Origin of the sequence: Luteimonas huabeiensis HB2, from assembly GCF_000559025.1 — a bacterium.
GTDB classification, from domain to species: Bacteria; Pseudomonadota; Gammaproteobacteria; order Xanthomonadales; family Xanthomonadaceae; genus Luteimonas; species Luteimonas huabeiensis.
The window spans coordinates 217,235-232,094 of the sequence record NZ_JAAN01000035.1 but is presented as its reverse complement, the minus strand read 5'-3'; the positions used below and the strand labels follow the sequence as shown (position 1 = coordinate 232,094).

Genomic DNA, 14,860 nt, shown 5'->3' with positions numbered 1-14,860 from the left:
CTCAGCCCGCCGCCAGCGCCCGCTTCGCGGCTTCGACGATCCGCGCGGTGCTGGGCAGGTACTTCATCTCCAGCCGGAACAGCGGGATGTGGGTGTCGTAGCCGGCGACGCGCTCGACCGGGGCGAGCAGGTCGTACATGCATTCCTCTGCCAGGCGCGCGGCGATCTCGGCGCCGAAGCCCGCCGTCTTCGGCGCCTCGTGCACGATCACGCAACGGCCGGTGCGGGCCACGGATTCGGCGATGGTGGCGAAGTCCAGCGGGCGCAGCGTGGCCACGTCGATGACCTCGGCGCCGATGCCTTCCTCGGCCAGCCGGTCGGCGGCCTCCAGCGTCTCCTTGACCTGCGCGCCCCAGGTGACCAGGGTGATGTCGGTGCCGTCGCGCAGCACGTAGCACACGTCCAGCGGCAGCGCCTCGCCGTCGTCGGGCACCCGCTCCTTGTACTGGCGGTAGATGCGCTTGGGCTCGAAGTAGATCACCGGGTCCGGCTCGCGGATCGCGGCCAGCAGCAGGCCGTAGGCGCGCGCCGGGGAGCTGGGCATGACCACGCGCAGGCCGGGCACGTTGGTGAAGATCGCCTCGTTGGCCTCGCTGTGGTGCTCGGGCGCGCGAATGCCGCCGCCCCAGGGCACGCGCAGCACCATCGGGCAGTGCAGGCGGCCGCGGGTGCGGTAGCGGAAGCGCGCGGCGTGGCAGACGATGTGATCGACCATCGGATACATGAAGCCGTCGAACTGCGCCTCGGCGACCGGCTTCATGCCCATCGCGGCCATGCCCACGGTGAGGCCGGCGATGGTGGTCTCGTCGAGCGGGGTGTCGAGCACGCGCCCGGGCCCGAAGCGCTGCTGCAGGCCGGCGGTGGCGCGGAACACGCCGCCGTTGACGCCGACGTCCTCGCCGAGCACGACGACCGAGTCGTCGTGGCGCATCTCCCAGGCCAGCGCCTGGGTGATCGCCTCGATCAGGGTGATCGGCGCGTCGGTGCCCGCGGCGGCGGCCGGCGCGGCGGCACCGGCGGTCTTGGCGTTCGCGGCGACGTTCATGCGCGCTGCTCCCGGGCGATGGCGGCCGCGCGCTGGGCGAGCAGATCGGGCGGCGGGTCGGCGTAGAGGTAGTCGAACATGGCCTCGACCGGCTGCACCTGGGTGCCGAGGTAGGCGTCGATCTCGGCGTCCACGCGGCGGCCGCATTCCTCGGCCCAGGCGCGCTCGCGCTCCTCGTCCCAGTGGCCGTTGTCGGTGAGCCAGGTGCGCAGCCGCGCGATGGGTTCCCTCTCCCAGGCGGCCTTGACCTCGGCCTCGTCGCGGTAGCGGCGGGCGTCGTCGGCGGTGGTGTGGTCGTGCAGGCGGTAGGTGAGGAACTCGACGACGCTGCCGCCCTGGCCGCTGCGCGCGCGCTCCATCGCGCGGCGCATGCCCTCGAGCACGGCGAACAGGTCGTTGCCGTCCACCTGCAGGCAGTAGAGGCCGCCGGCCAGGCCCTTCTGGGCCAGGGTCCTGGCGCCGGTCTGGGCCTTGCGCGGCACGCTGATCGCCCAGCCGTTGTTGATGATGCACTGGACGAACGGCAGGTCGTAGGCGCCGGCGGAGTTGATCGCGGCGTAGGTATCGGTCTTGGAGCTGCCGCCGTCGCCGCAGCAGGTCACCGCCACGCGCGGCTCGCCGCGCAGCTTGAACGCCAGCGCCGCGCCGGCGGCGTGCAGGCACTGGGTGGCGATCGGCACGCACCAGGGGAAGTCGTGGCGGGGGATCTCGAAATCGTTGCCGCGCTCGTCGCCGCCCCAGTACATCAGGACTTCGCGCGGGTGCACGCCGCGCATGAACTGCGCGCCGTACTCGCGGTAGCTGGGGGCGAACACGTCCTCGGGGCGCATGGCGGCGCCGATGCCGACGTGGGTGGCCTCGTGGCCCAGGCAGCTGGCGTAGGTGCCCAGCTTGCCGGTGCGCTGCAGGGCGATGGCCTTGCTGTCGAAGGTGCGCACGAACAGCATCTGCCGGAACAGCTCGACCATGCGGGCGGGATCGGCGTGCTCGGGCAGGGCGCCGACGGGCTTGCCGTCCGGGCCCAGGTACTGGAGATACTCGATTTCGAAGGTGGCGGCGACGGCCATGGGGTGGTCTCTGCCGGTTCTGCGTGAGGCCCGCGATGATAGCGGCTCGCATGTAAAGCCCCGTTGCGCATCGCGTCATGACAGCGGCGCGCGGAGCTGGCAGCCGCGGCGGCAGGCGCCCCCCGAAAACGGCCTTCCCGGAAGGGGCGGCGTCATGTCCGGCAAACGATGCCGCCGCCTTCGTGGGCGCTTGGGGCCGAAAAGCAGAGACCCCGGCCTGGGCCGGGGTCTCTGCGGGGCCGCCTGGGCGCTCAGGGCTGGAAGCTGGCCCGGAGGGCGAGGCGGGCGAAGGCGCGCTCGCCGACGATGCGCACGTACCAGGTGCCGGCGACCGGGGCGGCGACGTGCGCCACCTCGGAGTTGCCCGGGCGGGCGGAGCGCAGGTCGTAGGCCTCGTCGGTGGGCGATTCGCCGTGGCGCAGCGTCAGGGTCACGTCGCCGCTGCCGCCGTAGCTGAGCACGCGCAGGTGGCGCGCGCCGGCCGGCACCTCGATGCGGTAGAGCAGGGCGTCGCCCGCCGCGCCGGAGAGGCCGGTCTCGGGGGTACCGTTGACCAGCTCGGGCACGGCCTGCGCGTCCTCGACCACGGTCACCTCCGCGCTGGCGCTGTTGTCCGACTCGTCCGGGTCGGCGGTCTGCGAGGTGGCGGCGACGGCCAGCGTCACGGTGGCGCCGATGGCACTTTCCGGCGCGGTGGCGCTCAGGCCGAACACCGCGTCGGCGTCGGCGGCCAGGGTGTCGGCGGTGCAGGCCACGGTGGTGGCACCGTCGCCGGCCGCCGGCGCGTCGCAGCTCCAGCCGGCGGGGGCCGCGACCTCGAGGTCGGCCAGCTCGCTGTCGAGGGAGAAGCCCACGCCCGGGAAGGCGGCCGCGTCGGGGCCGGCGTTGGCCACGGTGGCGGCGAAGCCCATCGCGGTCCCGGCGACGACCTCGGCGGCCTCGGTCTCGGCCACCGCCGACAGGTCGGCGTAGTGGGCCGGGGCCAGCCGCACCAGCAGCAGGGTCGGGTCGTGGTCGGACAGGCGGGTCGGCGTGGCGGCGTCGTTGCGCGCGACCTCGGGGAAGTCGGCGTTGATGCGCGCGTGGCTGATCGCGTAGCCGGCCACCAGCGGCGAGTCGATCAGGGCCTGGTTGACCAGCACGTGGTCGAGGCTCTGCGCCTGGTAGTCGAACACGAACGAGTAGCGCTCGGTCGGGTCGGCGTCGAGGGTGGTGTTGCGCAGGTCGGGCTCGACCAGGTCGATGCCGTCGCCGTCCACCGCGGTCTCGTCGTCGGGCGAGGGCCGGCCGGTGACCACGCCCAGGGCATCGACGTAGCCGTCGTTGAACTCGAAGGCGTTGAAGTCGCCCAGCACCACCAGCTTGCGCGCCGGATCTTCCTGCTGCAGCGACTGCAGCAGGGTGGCCAGCGATTCGGCCTGCGCCTGGCGCTTGGCGCGCACGCGGGCGCCGGTGCTGCTCCAGCCGGCGCTGCCGCCGGTGTCGTCCTCGATGCCGCTGAGCGAGCGCTGGTGGACCACGATCGCGGTCACCGGCAGCGCGCGGCCGTCGGCGAACTGCACCGTGGCCTCCAGCCGCAGCGGCGGGCGGTCGTTGAGCAGGCTGGTGCTGCCGTCGGGGTTGGTCAGCACCTCGTCGGCGCCGTGCTGGGCGACCGAGGCCACCTGCACGCGCGCCGCGCCCGCGCCGTTGTCGCCGGCGCGGACCAGGAAGCCGACGTCGATGCCGCCGACGTCGTTGCCTTCCTCGAGGTAGGCGACGTAGCCCGGATCGGCCTGGCCGGCGGCCACGGCGTCGGTGTTGATGCGCTGGGCGAGCGCCTGCAGCACCGACAGGTTCTCGACCTCGGTCACGCCCAGCACGTCCGGGAAGTGCAGGTAGCCGCGCACCGCCAGCGAGGCCTTCCGCAGGCGCCGCTCCAGCGCCTCGGCGGTCAGCACCGGCTCGCCGATCGCGGGATCGTTGACGGTGTCGAAGAAGCGCTCGAGGTTGTAGGTGGCGAAGGTGGCGTGATCCGGGCCTGGCAACTGCGCCGGGCGCGGCTGGTCGGCGCCGCCGCAGTCTACGCTCAGTTCGGTCTCCGGGTAGATCGTGTAGCGGCGGAAGGTGTAGTCCAGCGAGCCGGTCAGGGTGCCGTCCACGATCCGGCAACCGGCGGCCAGGTTGGCGGTGGGCGCGCCGATGGTGGTGCTGTTGACGGCGATCAGCTCGGGGTTGAAGTCCCAGCGCGGGATGTTCGGCGCGGTGCTGCCGAGCGGGTCGGGGTCGGGCACCTGGATGCCGGGCTCGCGGAACGGGCGCGGGGTGCCGGTGACCACCACCGCGAAGCGGCCGTTGCTGGTGGCGGTGGCCTGGGTCTCGTTGACGTTGCCGCCGGTCGGCGCGACCACGGTGAAGCTCGGCGCGGTCACCCGCATGCTTTCCAGGTGCTCGAGCTGGTCCAGGCCGCCATCGGCGTTGGGCAGGGCGGTGGTCAGCGCGACCGGCGGCGGCAGCGGGTGGCCGGAGGACAGCTGCACCACGCTCGGCGAGACGATCTCGGTCAGCGGCAGCTGGTAGGGATCGGCGGCCGGGACGTACTCGGTCACCGTGCCCTGCACCAGCACGCGGTTGCCCACCGCGGCGGCGGCCGGCGGCGCGCTGGAGGTGAACACGAACAGGCCTTCCGAGGTGGCCGGATCGCCGTCGTCTTCGCCGATCGCGGTCTGCAGGAAGAAGCCGTTGTTCTTGCGCGCGGTGACGATGCCCTCGGTGGCGACCGCCTGGTTCTCGTAGGGCGAGCGCGCGCCGCTGCCCTGGATGGCGTGGATCGGCAGGGTGACCACGTCGTCGTTGAGGATGGTGCCGGTCGCCCGCGCGCGGGCGATCTGCGCGCCCTGCGGGTTGTCGAGATCGACGTAGAAGACCTCGTCGGGCTCGGTCGCGGTGTCGCCGAGGACCTCGACGGTGAAGGTCAGCGCGCTCTGCCCTTCGGCGAAGGTCAGGGTGCCGGACTTGGCGACGTAGTCGCCGTCGGCGACGGTGGCGGTGCCATCGGCGGTCGCGTAGTCGACGCTGACGCCCTCCGGGCCGGCCGGCTGGTTGAGGCTGACGGTGAAGAAGAACGGCGTGGTGCCGCTGTCGCCCTCGGCGGCGGCGGTGTCGGCCACCGACAGCCAGGGCGTGCCGCCGCCGGCGCAGGGGTTCGGGATCGACGCGCTGTTGCGCGGCGCGGGCGCGCCGGCGGCGAAGTCGGCGGCGTTGTCGTCGCTGTCGGTGCAGCCGTCGCCGGCGCGCAGCGCGGCCGCCGCGGCCGACAGCGCCGGCGCCGGGCCGCTGCCTTCGTAGTAGTTGGCGCCGCCGAAGCCGACCAGGTCGAGGATCCGCGCCTGCTGCTCCGGCGTGCAGGGCGTGCTGCCGCCGTTGCAGCCGAGGCCGGCGGTGCCCTCCACCAGCGCGGCCTTGCCGGCGCTGGCGGACATGTTGATGGTGCCGGTCGCGTCCGGCGTCGGCAGCGGATCGCCGTTGGCGCCGCCGGCCAGGCCGATCAGGTAGTACTGGCCGGGCTCCAGGGTGGCGGCGGGCAGGACCACCAGTTGCCCGGCGCTGGCGCCGAAGTTGCCGGTGCCGCTGGCGCTGGTGTACTGCAGGGACTTGCCCGAGAGCGAGACCGGCTCGGTCCCGCGGTTGAACAGCTCCACGTAGTCCGCGTTGTAGGCGGCGCCGCTGTTGCCGCCGCCGCCGTAGACCTGGCTGATCGCCACCTGGGCCTGGGCGGTGCCGCCCAGCCCGCACACCATCGCCGTCGCCAGCCAGAGCCGGCAGCCGAACCTGCGCATCGTTCGCTCCCCTTGTGATCCCCTGTCCCCCGGCCGATTCTGCCCGCTTCCGATGGCGCGCGCATGACAGGCTTCGCGCAGGCGCATTCAGGCGCCCGGGCGCCGGCGGCCGATGGAGTACCCTTCGCCGGATGAGCATCGACCGCAACCAGCGGCCCCTGGAAGAGGGCATCCACACCGACCTCAACGGGCGCCTGACCTATTCCGGCTACCTGAGGCTGGACCGGCTGCTGGCCGCGCAGGTCCCGCAATCGGTCCCGCCGCACCACGACGAGATGCTGTTCATCGTCCAGCACCAGGTCTCCGAGCTGTGGATCAAGCTGATGATCCACGAACTGGGCGCGGCGATCGCCCACCTTCGGCGCGACGAGGTCTGGCGCTGCCGCAAGGTGCTCTCGCGCTGCAAGCAGGTGCTGCGGCAGCTGACCGAGCAATGGTCGGTGCTGGAGACGCTCACCCCGGCCGAGTACATGGAGTTCCGCGGCGTCCTGGGCCCGTCCTCGGGCTTCCAGTCGCTGCAGTACCGTACCGTGGAGTTCCTGCTGGGCAACAAGAACGCGGCGATGCTGCGGGTGTTCGCCTACGACCCCGACGGCCAGGCCGCGCTGCGCGCGGTGCTGGAGGCGCCGAGCCTGTACGACGAGTTCCTGCGCTACCTCGCGCGCTGGGGCCATGCGGTGCCGGCGCGGCACCTGCAGCGCGACTGGCGCGAGGCGCACGTGCACGACCCGGAGCTGCTGCCGGTGTTCGAGGCGGTCTACAACGGCACCGACCGCTATTGGCGCGAGTACTCGCTGTGCGAGGACCTGGTGGACCTGGAATCGCAGTTCCAGCTGTGGCGGTTCCGCCACATGCGCACGGTGATGCGCATCATCGGCTTCAAGCGCGGCACCGGCGGCTCCAGCGGGGTCGGTTTCCTGAAGCAGGCCCTGGAGCTGACCTTCTTCCCCGAACTGTTCGACGTGCGCACGCGGCTGGGCCAGCCGGCGCCGGGCGCGCCGGGCTGACGGCGCGCGCATGGGCGCCGCCGAGGTCGCGCTGCCGGCCTGGTCGCACGCGCTGGCCTGGGCGGGCGCGCTGCTGGCGCTGCTGCGCGGCGCCGGGCCGCTGCGCGCCTACGTGCGCGGCGCCGACGCGGACGCGCTGCGCCTGCTGCTGATCGCGACGGCCGCGCTGGCGGGGATGCGCTGGTTCAACACCGCCGCGCTGCAGGGGGTGATGCTGCACTTCCTGGGCGCGACGATCGCCACGCTGATGTTCGGCGCCGGCGTGGCCTGCTGGGCGATGGCCGCGGTCAGCCTGGCCGGCGTGCTGCTGGGCGCGGCGTGGCACGGCTGGGCGGTGGACTTCCTGGTCGCCGGCGCGCTGCCGGTGGCGGTCACCGCGCTGGTCTCGCGCGCGGCGCTGCGCTGGGCGCCGCGCAACATCTTCGTCTACGTGATGCTCAATGCCTTCGCCGCGGCCGCGCTGGCGATGGCCGCCTCGGTGCTGGCCAAGGCCGCGCTGACGGCCTGGCTGGGCGGGCGCGCGGCCGCTGCCTACCTGGCGGCGACGCCGCTGCTGATGTTCGCCGAGGCGTTCTTCGCCGGCACGGTGATGGTGCTGATCGTGGTCTACCGGCCGCACTGGTGCCGCAGCTTCGACGACCGCGACTACCTGTGGCCGCAGCGGCCCATGTGAGCGGGCGGGGAATGCTCTAGGATGCGGCAGGTCTCGATTCGACGGGGATCCCGACCGCATGACCCAGCCCGGCACCGACCCATCCGCGCCCGGCGCGCCGACCGGCCTCATGGGCCGCTTCCTGGACGCGGTGGAGCGCGTCGGCAACCGGCTGCCGGACCCGGCGATGCTGTTCCTGCTGCTGATGCTGGCGGTGTGGGCCCTGTCCTGGGCGCTGTCGGGCGTCGACTTCCAGGCCATCGACCCGCGCAGCGGCGAGCCGATCCAGGTGGTGAACCTGCTGTCGGGCGAGTCGCTGACCGGCTTCATGGCCAACATGGTGCGCACCTTCGTCGGCTTCGCGCCGCTGGGCATCGTGCTGGTGGCGATGCTGGGCCTGGGCGTGGCCGAGCACACCGGCTTCATCAACGCGGCGCTGCGGCGCGTGCTGTCGGTGACCCCGAAGCGGCTGCTGACCCCGGCCCTGGTCGCGGTGGCGGTGCTGAGCCACGTGGCGGTGGATGCGGGCTACGTGCTGGTGATCCCGCTGGGCGGGGTGATCTTCTACGCCGCCGGCCGGCACCCGCTGGCGGGCATCGCGGCGGCGTTCTGCGGCGTCTCCGGCGGGTTCTCGGCCACCCTGTTCGTGCCGTCCTCGCTGGATCCGATGCTGGCCTCCTTCACCCAGGAGGCCGGCCGGGTGCTGGACCCGGCGCTGGAGATCAACCCGCTCAACAACTGGATCTTCACCACCGCCTCGACCTTCCTGATCGTGGCGATCGGCTGGTTCGTGACCGACCGGCTCGTCGAGCCCCGGCTCCAGCGCACCGCGGTGGACGGCGATCGCGCCGATCTGCCGACGATGCAGCCGCTGAGCGCCGCCGAGCGCCGCGGGCTGCTGTGGGCGATGCTGGCGATGCTGGTCGCCGCCGGGCTGTTCGCGCTGAGCCTGGTGCCGGAGACCTCGCCCTGGCGCGCGCCGGCCGAGGCGGTGCCCGAGGGCAGCCATCCGCTGCTGGTGGCCGCGGCGCCGGTGATGCAGTCGATCGTGGCGCTGATCTTCGTGCTGTTCCTGATCCCGGGCGTGGTCTACGGCTACGTCGCCGGCACGGTGCACAGCCACCGCGACGTGATCGCGGCGATGACCAAGGCGATGAGCGGGATGGGCTACTACATCGTCATCGCGTTCTTCATCGCGCAGTTCCTCGCCGGCTTCAACGGCTCGGGCCTGGGCACGCTGATGGCGGTGGAGGGCGCGGACTTCCTGCGCGCGCTGGGGCTGCCGATGTGGCTGACGATCATCGGCCTGATCGCGATGACCTCGATCGTCAACCTGTTCATCGGCTCGGCCTCGGCGAAGTGGGCGCTGCTGGCGCCGATCATGGTGCCGCTGATGATGCAGCTGGGCGTGTCGCCCGACCTGACCCAGGCGGCCTACCGCGTGGGCGATTCGATGACCACGATCATCACCCCGCTGATGCCGTACTTCCCGCTGATCGTCGTGTTCTGCCAGCGCTACGTGAAGTCGGCCGGCATCGGCACCCTGGTCTCGCTGATGATCCCGTACTCGCTGGCGCTGTCGGTGCTGTGGACGCTGTTCCTGCTGGCGTTCTGGGCGCTGGGCGTGCCGCTGGGGATCGGCGCGAGCTACGACTACCCGGCAACGTAGCGCGCCGCCGGCCGCGGCCGGCCTTTGACGCGGACCGCCCGGGTCGGTAATGCTGCCGCGTCCCGCGGCCAGGCCGCGGGCGCTGGCCTTTCCGTCCCACCCGCGTCCCAGGGGAACCCTACCGCATGAGCGTCGACGCCATCGCGCCTAAACCCGCACCGATCCCGCCGCAACCGCCGGCCGAGCCGCCGACCTACCCGCAGTGGCTGGGGCATCCCAAGCCGCTGTGGATGCTGTTCATGACCGAGTTCTGGGAGCGCTTCGCCTTCTACGGCATGCGCTGGGCGCTGGTGCTGTACATCGTGGCCCAGTTCTACCGCGGCGACGCGTCCGGCGAGGCGCCGGCCAGCGAACTGTACGGGGCGTACCTGGCGCTGGTGTACGCGGCGGCGATCTTCGGCGGCTACGTCGCCGACAAGCTGATCGGCTACCAGCGCGCGATCCTGCTCGGCGCGCTGTTCATGGCCGCGGGGCTGTTCCTGATCACGATCCCTACCGATGCCTGGCTCAAGCTCGGCCTGGCCACCATCATCGTCGGCAACGGCCTGTTCAAGCCGATCATCTCGACCATGGTCGGCAAGCTCTACGCGCCGACCGATTCGCGCCGCGACTCCGGTTTCACGATCTTCTACATGGGCATCAACATGGGCGCGTTCCTCGCGCCGATCCTGACCGGCCTGCTGGCCGAGAAGGTGTTCGGCAGCGACGGCATGCCGGCCTACAAGGTGGTGTTCATCGCCTCGGGCATCGGCATGATGATCAGCCTGCTGTGGTTCTGGTTCGGCCGCAAGCAGCTCAAGGGCGTCGGCGCGGCCCCCGCCGGGGCGACGGGCCCGGGCCGGATGGTGGCGGTGACGATCGGCGCGCTGGCCGCGATCCCGGTCTACTACTTCCTGCTGACGATCGACGCCGGCGTGCTGAACTGGATCCTGATCGCGCTGTTCGTGGCGCCGGCGATCATGCTGCTGGTCGAGGGCATCCGCGAAGGCGCCAGGCAGCGCGACATGGTGATCGCCATGCTGATCATCTTCGGCTTCAACGTGCTGTTCTGGATGTTCTTCGAGCAGGCCGGCAGCTCCTTCAACTTCCTTGCGCAGAACATCGTCGATCGCGACCTGGGCGGCTGGATGTTCCCGGTCGGCTGGTTCCAGTCGGTCAACTCCATCGCGATCATCACCCTCGCGCCGATCGTCGCCTGGCTGTGGGTGAAGATGGGTTCGGCCAACCCGTCGATCCCGCGCAAGTTCGGCCTGGGACTGATCTTCAATGGCCTGGCGTTCCTGCTGCTGATGTTCGCGCTGTCGAGCCTGGTGGACCCCGCCACGCTGAAGATCCCGTTCTGGACGCTGTTCATGGTGTACGTCATCCAGTCGGTGGGCGAGCTGTGCCTGTCGCCGATCGGGCTGTCGATGACCACCAAGCTGGCGCCGGCCAAGCTCACCGGCCTGGCGATGGGCGGCTGGTTCCTGTCGATCGCGATCGGCAACAACCTGTCGGGCATGTTCGCCAGCAGCGTCAGCGGCGAGGGCGGCATGACGCTCGCCTCGGCGCATGCGGGCTACACGTTCGGCTTCTGGGCGCTGCTGGGCGCCGGCGTGCTGCTGTTCCTGATCGCGCCGCTGATCCAGAGGCTGATGCACGGCGTGAAGTAGCCGCGCGCGGCGCCCGCCCGGCGCACGCCGGGCGGGCACGCCTCATTCGCCCGGCGGCGGCGGGCCGGCGGCTTCGGCCTCGGCCTCCAGCTCCAGCCGGTCGAGCCGGTCCAGCAGGCCGAACAGCAGCGCGCGCTCGTCGTCGCTCATGCCCGCCAGCAGCCGGCGCTCGAAATCGAGCGCGAGCGGCGCGATTTCGCGGTAGATCCGCTGCCCTTCCGGCGACAGCCGCAGCACCGAGCGGCGGCGGTCGCCATCGTGGGTCTCGCGTTCCAGCCGTCCGGATTCCAGCAGCCGCGAGACCGCGCGGCTCACCGCGACCTTGTCCATCGCGGTGCGCCGGGCGACCTCGTTGGCCGACAGCTCCGGGAAGCGCCCCAGCACCGCGATCACCCGCCACTCGGTGATCGCCAGGCCGAAGCGGTCGGAATAGACCTGGGCGATCGCCGAGCTGACCCGGTTGGACAGCACGCTCAGGCGATAGGGCAGGAAGCGTTCCAGCCGCAGCGGCGGCTCGGGACCGGGGGCGGGAGCGGGGGAGGCGTCCTTCGGCATGCTGCATCGCACCTTGCAAATGGTTACAGGTGAAACTATAAAAGACGTTTCGAGCCAACAGGGCTGCCGCCGGCGGCCCGCCCGCCACGCCGAGGAGCCGACCATGAGCGCGCAGCCGCAGACTTCGAACCCGCCCGCCAATCTTGGCATGCAGGTCACCACGTTCGAGAACCCGATGGGCATCAACGGCTTCGAGTTCGTCGAATTCGCCGCGCCGGCGGGCGAGGGCCCGCGCATGCGCCGGTACCTGGAGAACCTCGGCTTCACCGCGATCGCCCGGCACCGCGAGCGCGACATCACCCTGTTCCGCCAGGGCAGGATCAACTTCCTGCTCAACCAGACGCCGGATTCGTTCGCCTCGGATTTCGCCGCCCAGCACGGGCCCTCGGCCTGCGGGTTCGCGATCCGCTTCCGCAAGGCGCCGGCCGAGGTGCTCGAGCACGTGCTGGCCAGCGGCGGCGAGAAGGCCGACCACAAGGCGGAGACCGGCGCGGTGGCGTTCCCGGCGATCAAGGGCATCGGCGACTGCATGCTGTACCTGATCGACGACGGCAGCGAGAACGTCTACGCCGACTACGAGCCTCTGCCCGGCGTGGAGCAGCACCCGCGCGGCTTCGGCCTGACCTTCATCGACCACCTGACCCACAACCTGTTCCTCGGGAACATGCAGAAGTGGTCGGACTACTACGAGAAGCTGTTCAACTTCCGCGAGATCCGCTACTTCGACATCAAGGGCGCCAAGACCGGCCTGCTGTCGAAGGCGATGACCGCCCCCGACGGCGTGGTGCGCATCCCGCTCAACGAGTCCAGCGACGAGAAGAGCCAGATCAACGAGTACCTGCGCGACTACAAGGGCGAGGGCATCCAGCACATCGCGCTGTTCACCGACGACATCTACGAGTCGGTGGAGAAGATGCGCGCGGCCGGGATCGAGTTCCTCGACACCCCGGACACCTACTTCGAGGTCATCGACCAGCGCATCCCCGACCACGGCGAGGACGTCGCGCGGCTGGCGAAGAACAAGATCCTGATCGACGCCGACCCGGAGACCAAGAGCCGCAAGCTGCTGCAGATCTTCACCCAGAACGCGTTCGGGCCGATCTTCTTCGAGATCATCCAGCGCAAGGGCAACGAGGGCTTCGGCGAGGGCAACTTCCAGGCGCTGTTCGAATCGATCGAGCGCGACCAGATGAAGCGCGGCGTGCTGTAGGCGCGGTCCGCTCCGGCCGCGCCCGGCGCCGCCCCGGATCCGCGTTCTGCCGCGCGAACCCGTGCCAGACTCCCCACCGGACCAAGCAGATGAACGCATCGACCGACGATACCGTGATCGCCATGCCGCAGCGCGACGCCGACGGCCTGCAGCCGCGCGGCTACATGAGCGGATTCGGCAACGAGTTCGCCAGCGAGGCGGAACCGGGCACGCTGCCGGTGGGCCAGAACTCGCCGCAGCGGGTGGCCCACGGGCTGTACGCCGAGCAGCTCTCGGGCACGGCGTTCACCGCCCCGCGCGCGCAGAACCGGCGCAGCTGGCTGTACCGCATCCGCCCGGCCGCCATGCACGGCGCGTTCGAGCCGTTCGCGCAGCCGCGGCTGCACGACGATTTCGGCGACGGTCCGGTGTCGCCGGACCAGCTGCGCTGGAGCCCGATGCCGCTGCCGGAGACGCCGGTGGATTTCGTCGAGGGCCTCTACACGGTGGCCGGCAACGGATCGCCGGCCGCGCAGACCGGCATCGGCGTGCGCCTCTACGCGGCCAACGCGCCGATGCGCGGGCGCTACTTCTACAGCGCCGACGGCGAGCAGCTGATCGTGCCGCAGCAGGGCCGGCTGCGGATCGCCACCGAGCTGGGCGTGCTGGACGTGGCGCCGCAGGAGATCGCGGTGATCCCGCGCGGCGTGCGCTTCCGGGTGGAACTGCCCGACGGCCCGTCGCGCGGCTACGTGTGCGAGAACTTCGGCGCCCTGCTGCGCCTGCCCGACCTGGGGCCGATCGGCGCCAACGGCCTGGCCAACCCGCGCGACTTCCTGACGCCGCAGGCGGCCTACGAGGACGTGGACGGCGAGTTCGAGCTGATCGCCAAGTTCCAGGGCCACCTGTGGCGTGCCGAGATCGGCCACTCGCCGCTGGACGTGGTCGGCTGGCACGGCAACTACGCGCCCTACAAGTACGACCTGCGCCGCTTCAACACGATCGGCTCGATCAGCTTCGACCATCCGGACCCGAGCATCTTCCTGGTGCTCACCTCGCCCAGCGACACGCCCGGCGTGGGCAACCTGGACTTCGTGATCTTCCCCCCGCGCTGGCTGGTGGCGCAGCACACCTTCCGGCCGCCGTGGTTCCACCGCAACGTGGCCAGCGAGTTCATGGGCCTGGTGCACGGCGTCTACGACGCCAAGGCCGACGGGTTCGCGCCGGGCGGCTGCTCGCTGCACAACTGCATGACCGGCCACGGCCCGGACGCGGCCACCTTCGAGAAGGCCTCGGCGGCGGACCTGTCGAAGCCGGACGTGGTGACCGACACGATGGCCTTCATGTTCGAGTCGCGCGCGGTGATCCGGCCGACCCGGCAGGCGATCGAGGCCGCGCACCGGCAACGCGACTACCAGGCCTGCTGGGCCGGGCTGCGGCGCCACTTCTCGCCGCCGCGGGGCTGACCGCGCCCGTTCGCGGGCCATCGACGCGCGCTGGCCGAGGCTGGCCGCTCCTACGCCGTTCCCGGAGCGCCCCGTGAGCAATCCCATCGCGCCATGGTCCGCCGCCTGCCTGCTCGCGCTCGCGCTGGCCGCCTGCGAGCGCGCGCCGTCGCCCGCGCCGGAGACGCCCTCGACCGATGCCGCCGCCGCATCCGTTCCGGACGCGCTCGACCGGCCCGACGCGCCGCCGCCGTTCGATGCGCCCGAGGCCGTGCCCGCACCGGGCGCGATCGGCTGGGCGGGCTTCGGCTCGGCCGCGTTCGGCGCCGACCCGGAGGCGGTGCGCCAGGCATGGGGGCGCGACCTCGGCGAAGCCGGGACGTCCGAACCCGGCGGCTGCCGCTACCTGGTCCCGCAGCCGCGGGGCACGGCCGGCGACCGCATCGCCTTCATGATCGAGGGCGAGCGCTTCGTGCGCATCGACGTGCGCGCCGCGGACATCGAGGCGCCGGGCGGCGGCCGCGTCGGCATGGACATCGCGCGGATCGATGCGCTGTATCCCGGGCTGGTCGAGCGCCGGCCGCACAAGTACGTGGAGGGCGCGCACGACCTGCGCATCCCGGCGCCCGACGGCGGGCGCAGCGTGCTGCTGTTCGAGACCGGCGCCGACGACCGCGTCGCGGCGTGGCGCATCGGCGTGCCGCCGCAGGTCGACTACGTGGAAGGTTGCGGCTGATCCGCGGACGCGCGCGGCGCCGGCG

General features: G+C 71.8%; 11 protein-coding genes. 7 read left to right on the top strand and 4 right to left on the bottom strand.

Annotated features, from left to right (window positions below; genetic code table 11):
• Position 1 precedes the first annotated feature (1 nt).
• The 3 genes from Z164_RS0115365 to Z164_RS0115355 form a co-directional block, all read right to left on the bottom strand.
• Positions 2–1,045, bottom strand: coding sequence for an alpha-ketoacid dehydrogenase subunit beta (locus Z164_RS0115365; RefSeq protein WP_024891572.1), 1,044 nt, complete (start codon positions 1,043–1,045; stop codon positions 2–4).
• Positions 1,042–2,112, bottom strand: a complete 1,071-nt coding sequence (gene pdhA / locus Z164_RS0115360) for a pyruvate dehydrogenase (acetyl-transferring) E1 component subunit alpha (protein WP_024891571.1) — start codon at positions 2,110–2,112, stop codon at positions 1,042–1,044. Before pdhA ends, Z164_RS0115365 begins: the two co-directional genes overlap by 4 nt.
• 251 nt (positions 2,113–2,363) lie before the next feature.
• On the bottom strand, positions 2,364–5,930 hold the full coding sequence (locus Z164_RS0115355; protein ID WP_024891570.1) for a pre-peptidase C-terminal domain-containing protein: 3,567 nt from the start codon (positions 5,928–5,930) through the stop codon (positions 2,364–2,366).
• Positions 5,931–6,061: 131 nt separating this feature from the next.
• On the opposite strand from Z164_RS0115355, the gene Z164_RS0115350 reads away from it, so the two are divergent.
• The 4 genes from Z164_RS0115350 (at position 6,062) to Z164_RS0115335 (ending at position 10,910) form a co-directional block, all read left to right on the top strand.
• Positions 6,062–6,937 carry a tryptophan 2,3-dioxygenase gene (locus Z164_RS0115350; RefSeq protein WP_024891569.1) on the top strand — a complete coding sequence of 292 codons (876 nt, stop codon included), beginning with the start codon at positions 6,062–6,064 and terminating at the stop codon, positions 6,935–6,937.
• Between the two features lie 10 nt (positions 6,938–6,947).
• The gene (locus Z164_RS20750) at positions 6,948–7,610 is read left to right on the top strand and encodes an energy-coupling factor ABC transporter permease (protein ID WP_024891568.1); all 663 of its coding nucleotides are present in this window, start codon (positions 6,948–6,950) and stop codon (positions 7,608–7,610) included.
• 58 nt (positions 7,611–7,668) lie between these two features.
• Positions 7,669–9,258, top strand: a complete 1,590-nt coding sequence (locus tag Z164_RS0115340; RefSeq protein ID WP_024891567.1) for an AbgT family transporter — start codon at positions 7,669–7,671, stop codon at positions 9,256–9,258.
• Between the two features lie 125 nt (positions 9,259–9,383).
• Entirely contained in the window at positions 9,384–10,910 is a 1,527-nt protein-coding gene (locus tag Z164_RS0115335; protein ID WP_024891566.1) for a peptide MFS transporter, read from the top strand.
• Between the two features lie 42 nt (positions 10,911–10,952).
• Here the strand turns inward: Z164_RS0115335 and Z164_RS0115330 are convergent, their stop codons facing one another.
• Positions 10,953–11,465 carry a MarR family winged helix-turn-helix transcriptional regulator gene (locus tag Z164_RS0115330; RefSeq protein ID WP_024891565.1) on the bottom strand — a complete coding sequence of 171 codons (513 nt, stop codon included), beginning with the start codon at positions 11,463–11,465 and terminating at the stop codon, positions 10,953–10,955.
• 103 nt (positions 11,466–11,568) lie between these two features.
• Between Z164_RS0115330 and hppD the strand changes: the two genes are divergently transcribed.
• From hppD to Z164_RS0115315, 3 genes are all read left to right on the top strand, one after another.
• Positions 11,569–12,675 carry a 4-hydroxyphenylpyruvate dioxygenase gene (gene hppD / locus Z164_RS0115325; RefSeq protein ID WP_024891564.1) on the top strand — a complete coding sequence of 369 codons (1,107 nt, stop codon included), beginning with the start codon at positions 11,569–11,571 and terminating at the stop codon, positions 12,673–12,675.
• 122 nt (positions 12,676–12,797) lie between these two features.
• Entirely contained in the window at positions 12,798–14,120 is a 1,323-nt protein-coding gene (gene hmgA / locus Z164_RS0115320) for a homogentisate 1,2-dioxygenase (protein ID WP_052338483.1), read from the top strand.
• A 73-nt stretch (positions 14,121–14,193) separates the two neighbouring features.
• Positions 14,194–14,835, top strand: a complete 642-nt coding sequence (locus tag Z164_RS0115315) for a hypothetical protein (protein WP_024891562.1) — start codon at positions 14,194–14,196, stop codon at positions 14,833–14,835.
• Positions 14,836–14,860 lie beyond the last annotated feature (25 nt).

Bases quoted from the DNA above. Each gene is read 5' to 3' on its own strand.
- Z164_RS0115350 (WP_024891569.1), top strand. From the start codon at position 6,062: ATGAGCATCGACCGCAACCAGCGGCCCCTGGAAGAGGGCATCCACACC.
- hmgA (WP_052338483.1), top strand. From the start codon at position 12,798: ATGCCGCAGCGCGACGCCGACGGCCTGCAGCCGCGCGGCTACATGAGC.
- Z164_RS0115365 (WP_024891572.1), bottom strand. From the start codon at position 1,045: ATGAACGTCGCCGCGAACGCCAAGACCGCCGGTGCCGCCGCGCCGGCC.
- hppD (WP_024891564.1), top strand. From the start codon at position 11,569: ATGAGCGCGCAGCCGCAGACTTCGAACCCGCCCGCCAATCTTGGCATG.
- Z164_RS0115330 (WP_024891565.1), bottom strand. From the start codon at position 11,465: ATGCCGAAGGACGCCTCCCCCGCTCCCGCCCCCGGTCCCGAGCCGCCG.
- Z164_RS0115340 (WP_024891567.1), top strand. From the start codon at position 7,669: ATGACCCAGCCCGGCACCGACCCATCCGCGCCCGGCGCGCCGACCGGC.
- Z164_RS20750 (WP_024891568.1), top strand. From the start codon at position 6,948: ATGGGCGCCGCCGAGGTCGCGCTGCCGGCCTGGTCGCACGCGCTGGCC.
- Z164_RS0115335 (WP_024891566.1), top strand. From the start codon at position 9,384: ATGAGCGTCGACGCCATCGCGCCTAAACCCGCACCGATCCCGCCGCAA.
- Z164_RS0115355 (WP_024891570.1), bottom strand. From the start codon at position 5,930: ATGCGCAGGTTCGGCTGCCGGCTCTGGCTGGCGACGGCGATGGTGTGC.
- pdhA (WP_024891571.1), bottom strand. From the start codon at position 2,112: ATGGCCGTCGCCGCCACCTTCGAAATCGAGTATCTCCAGTACCTGGGC.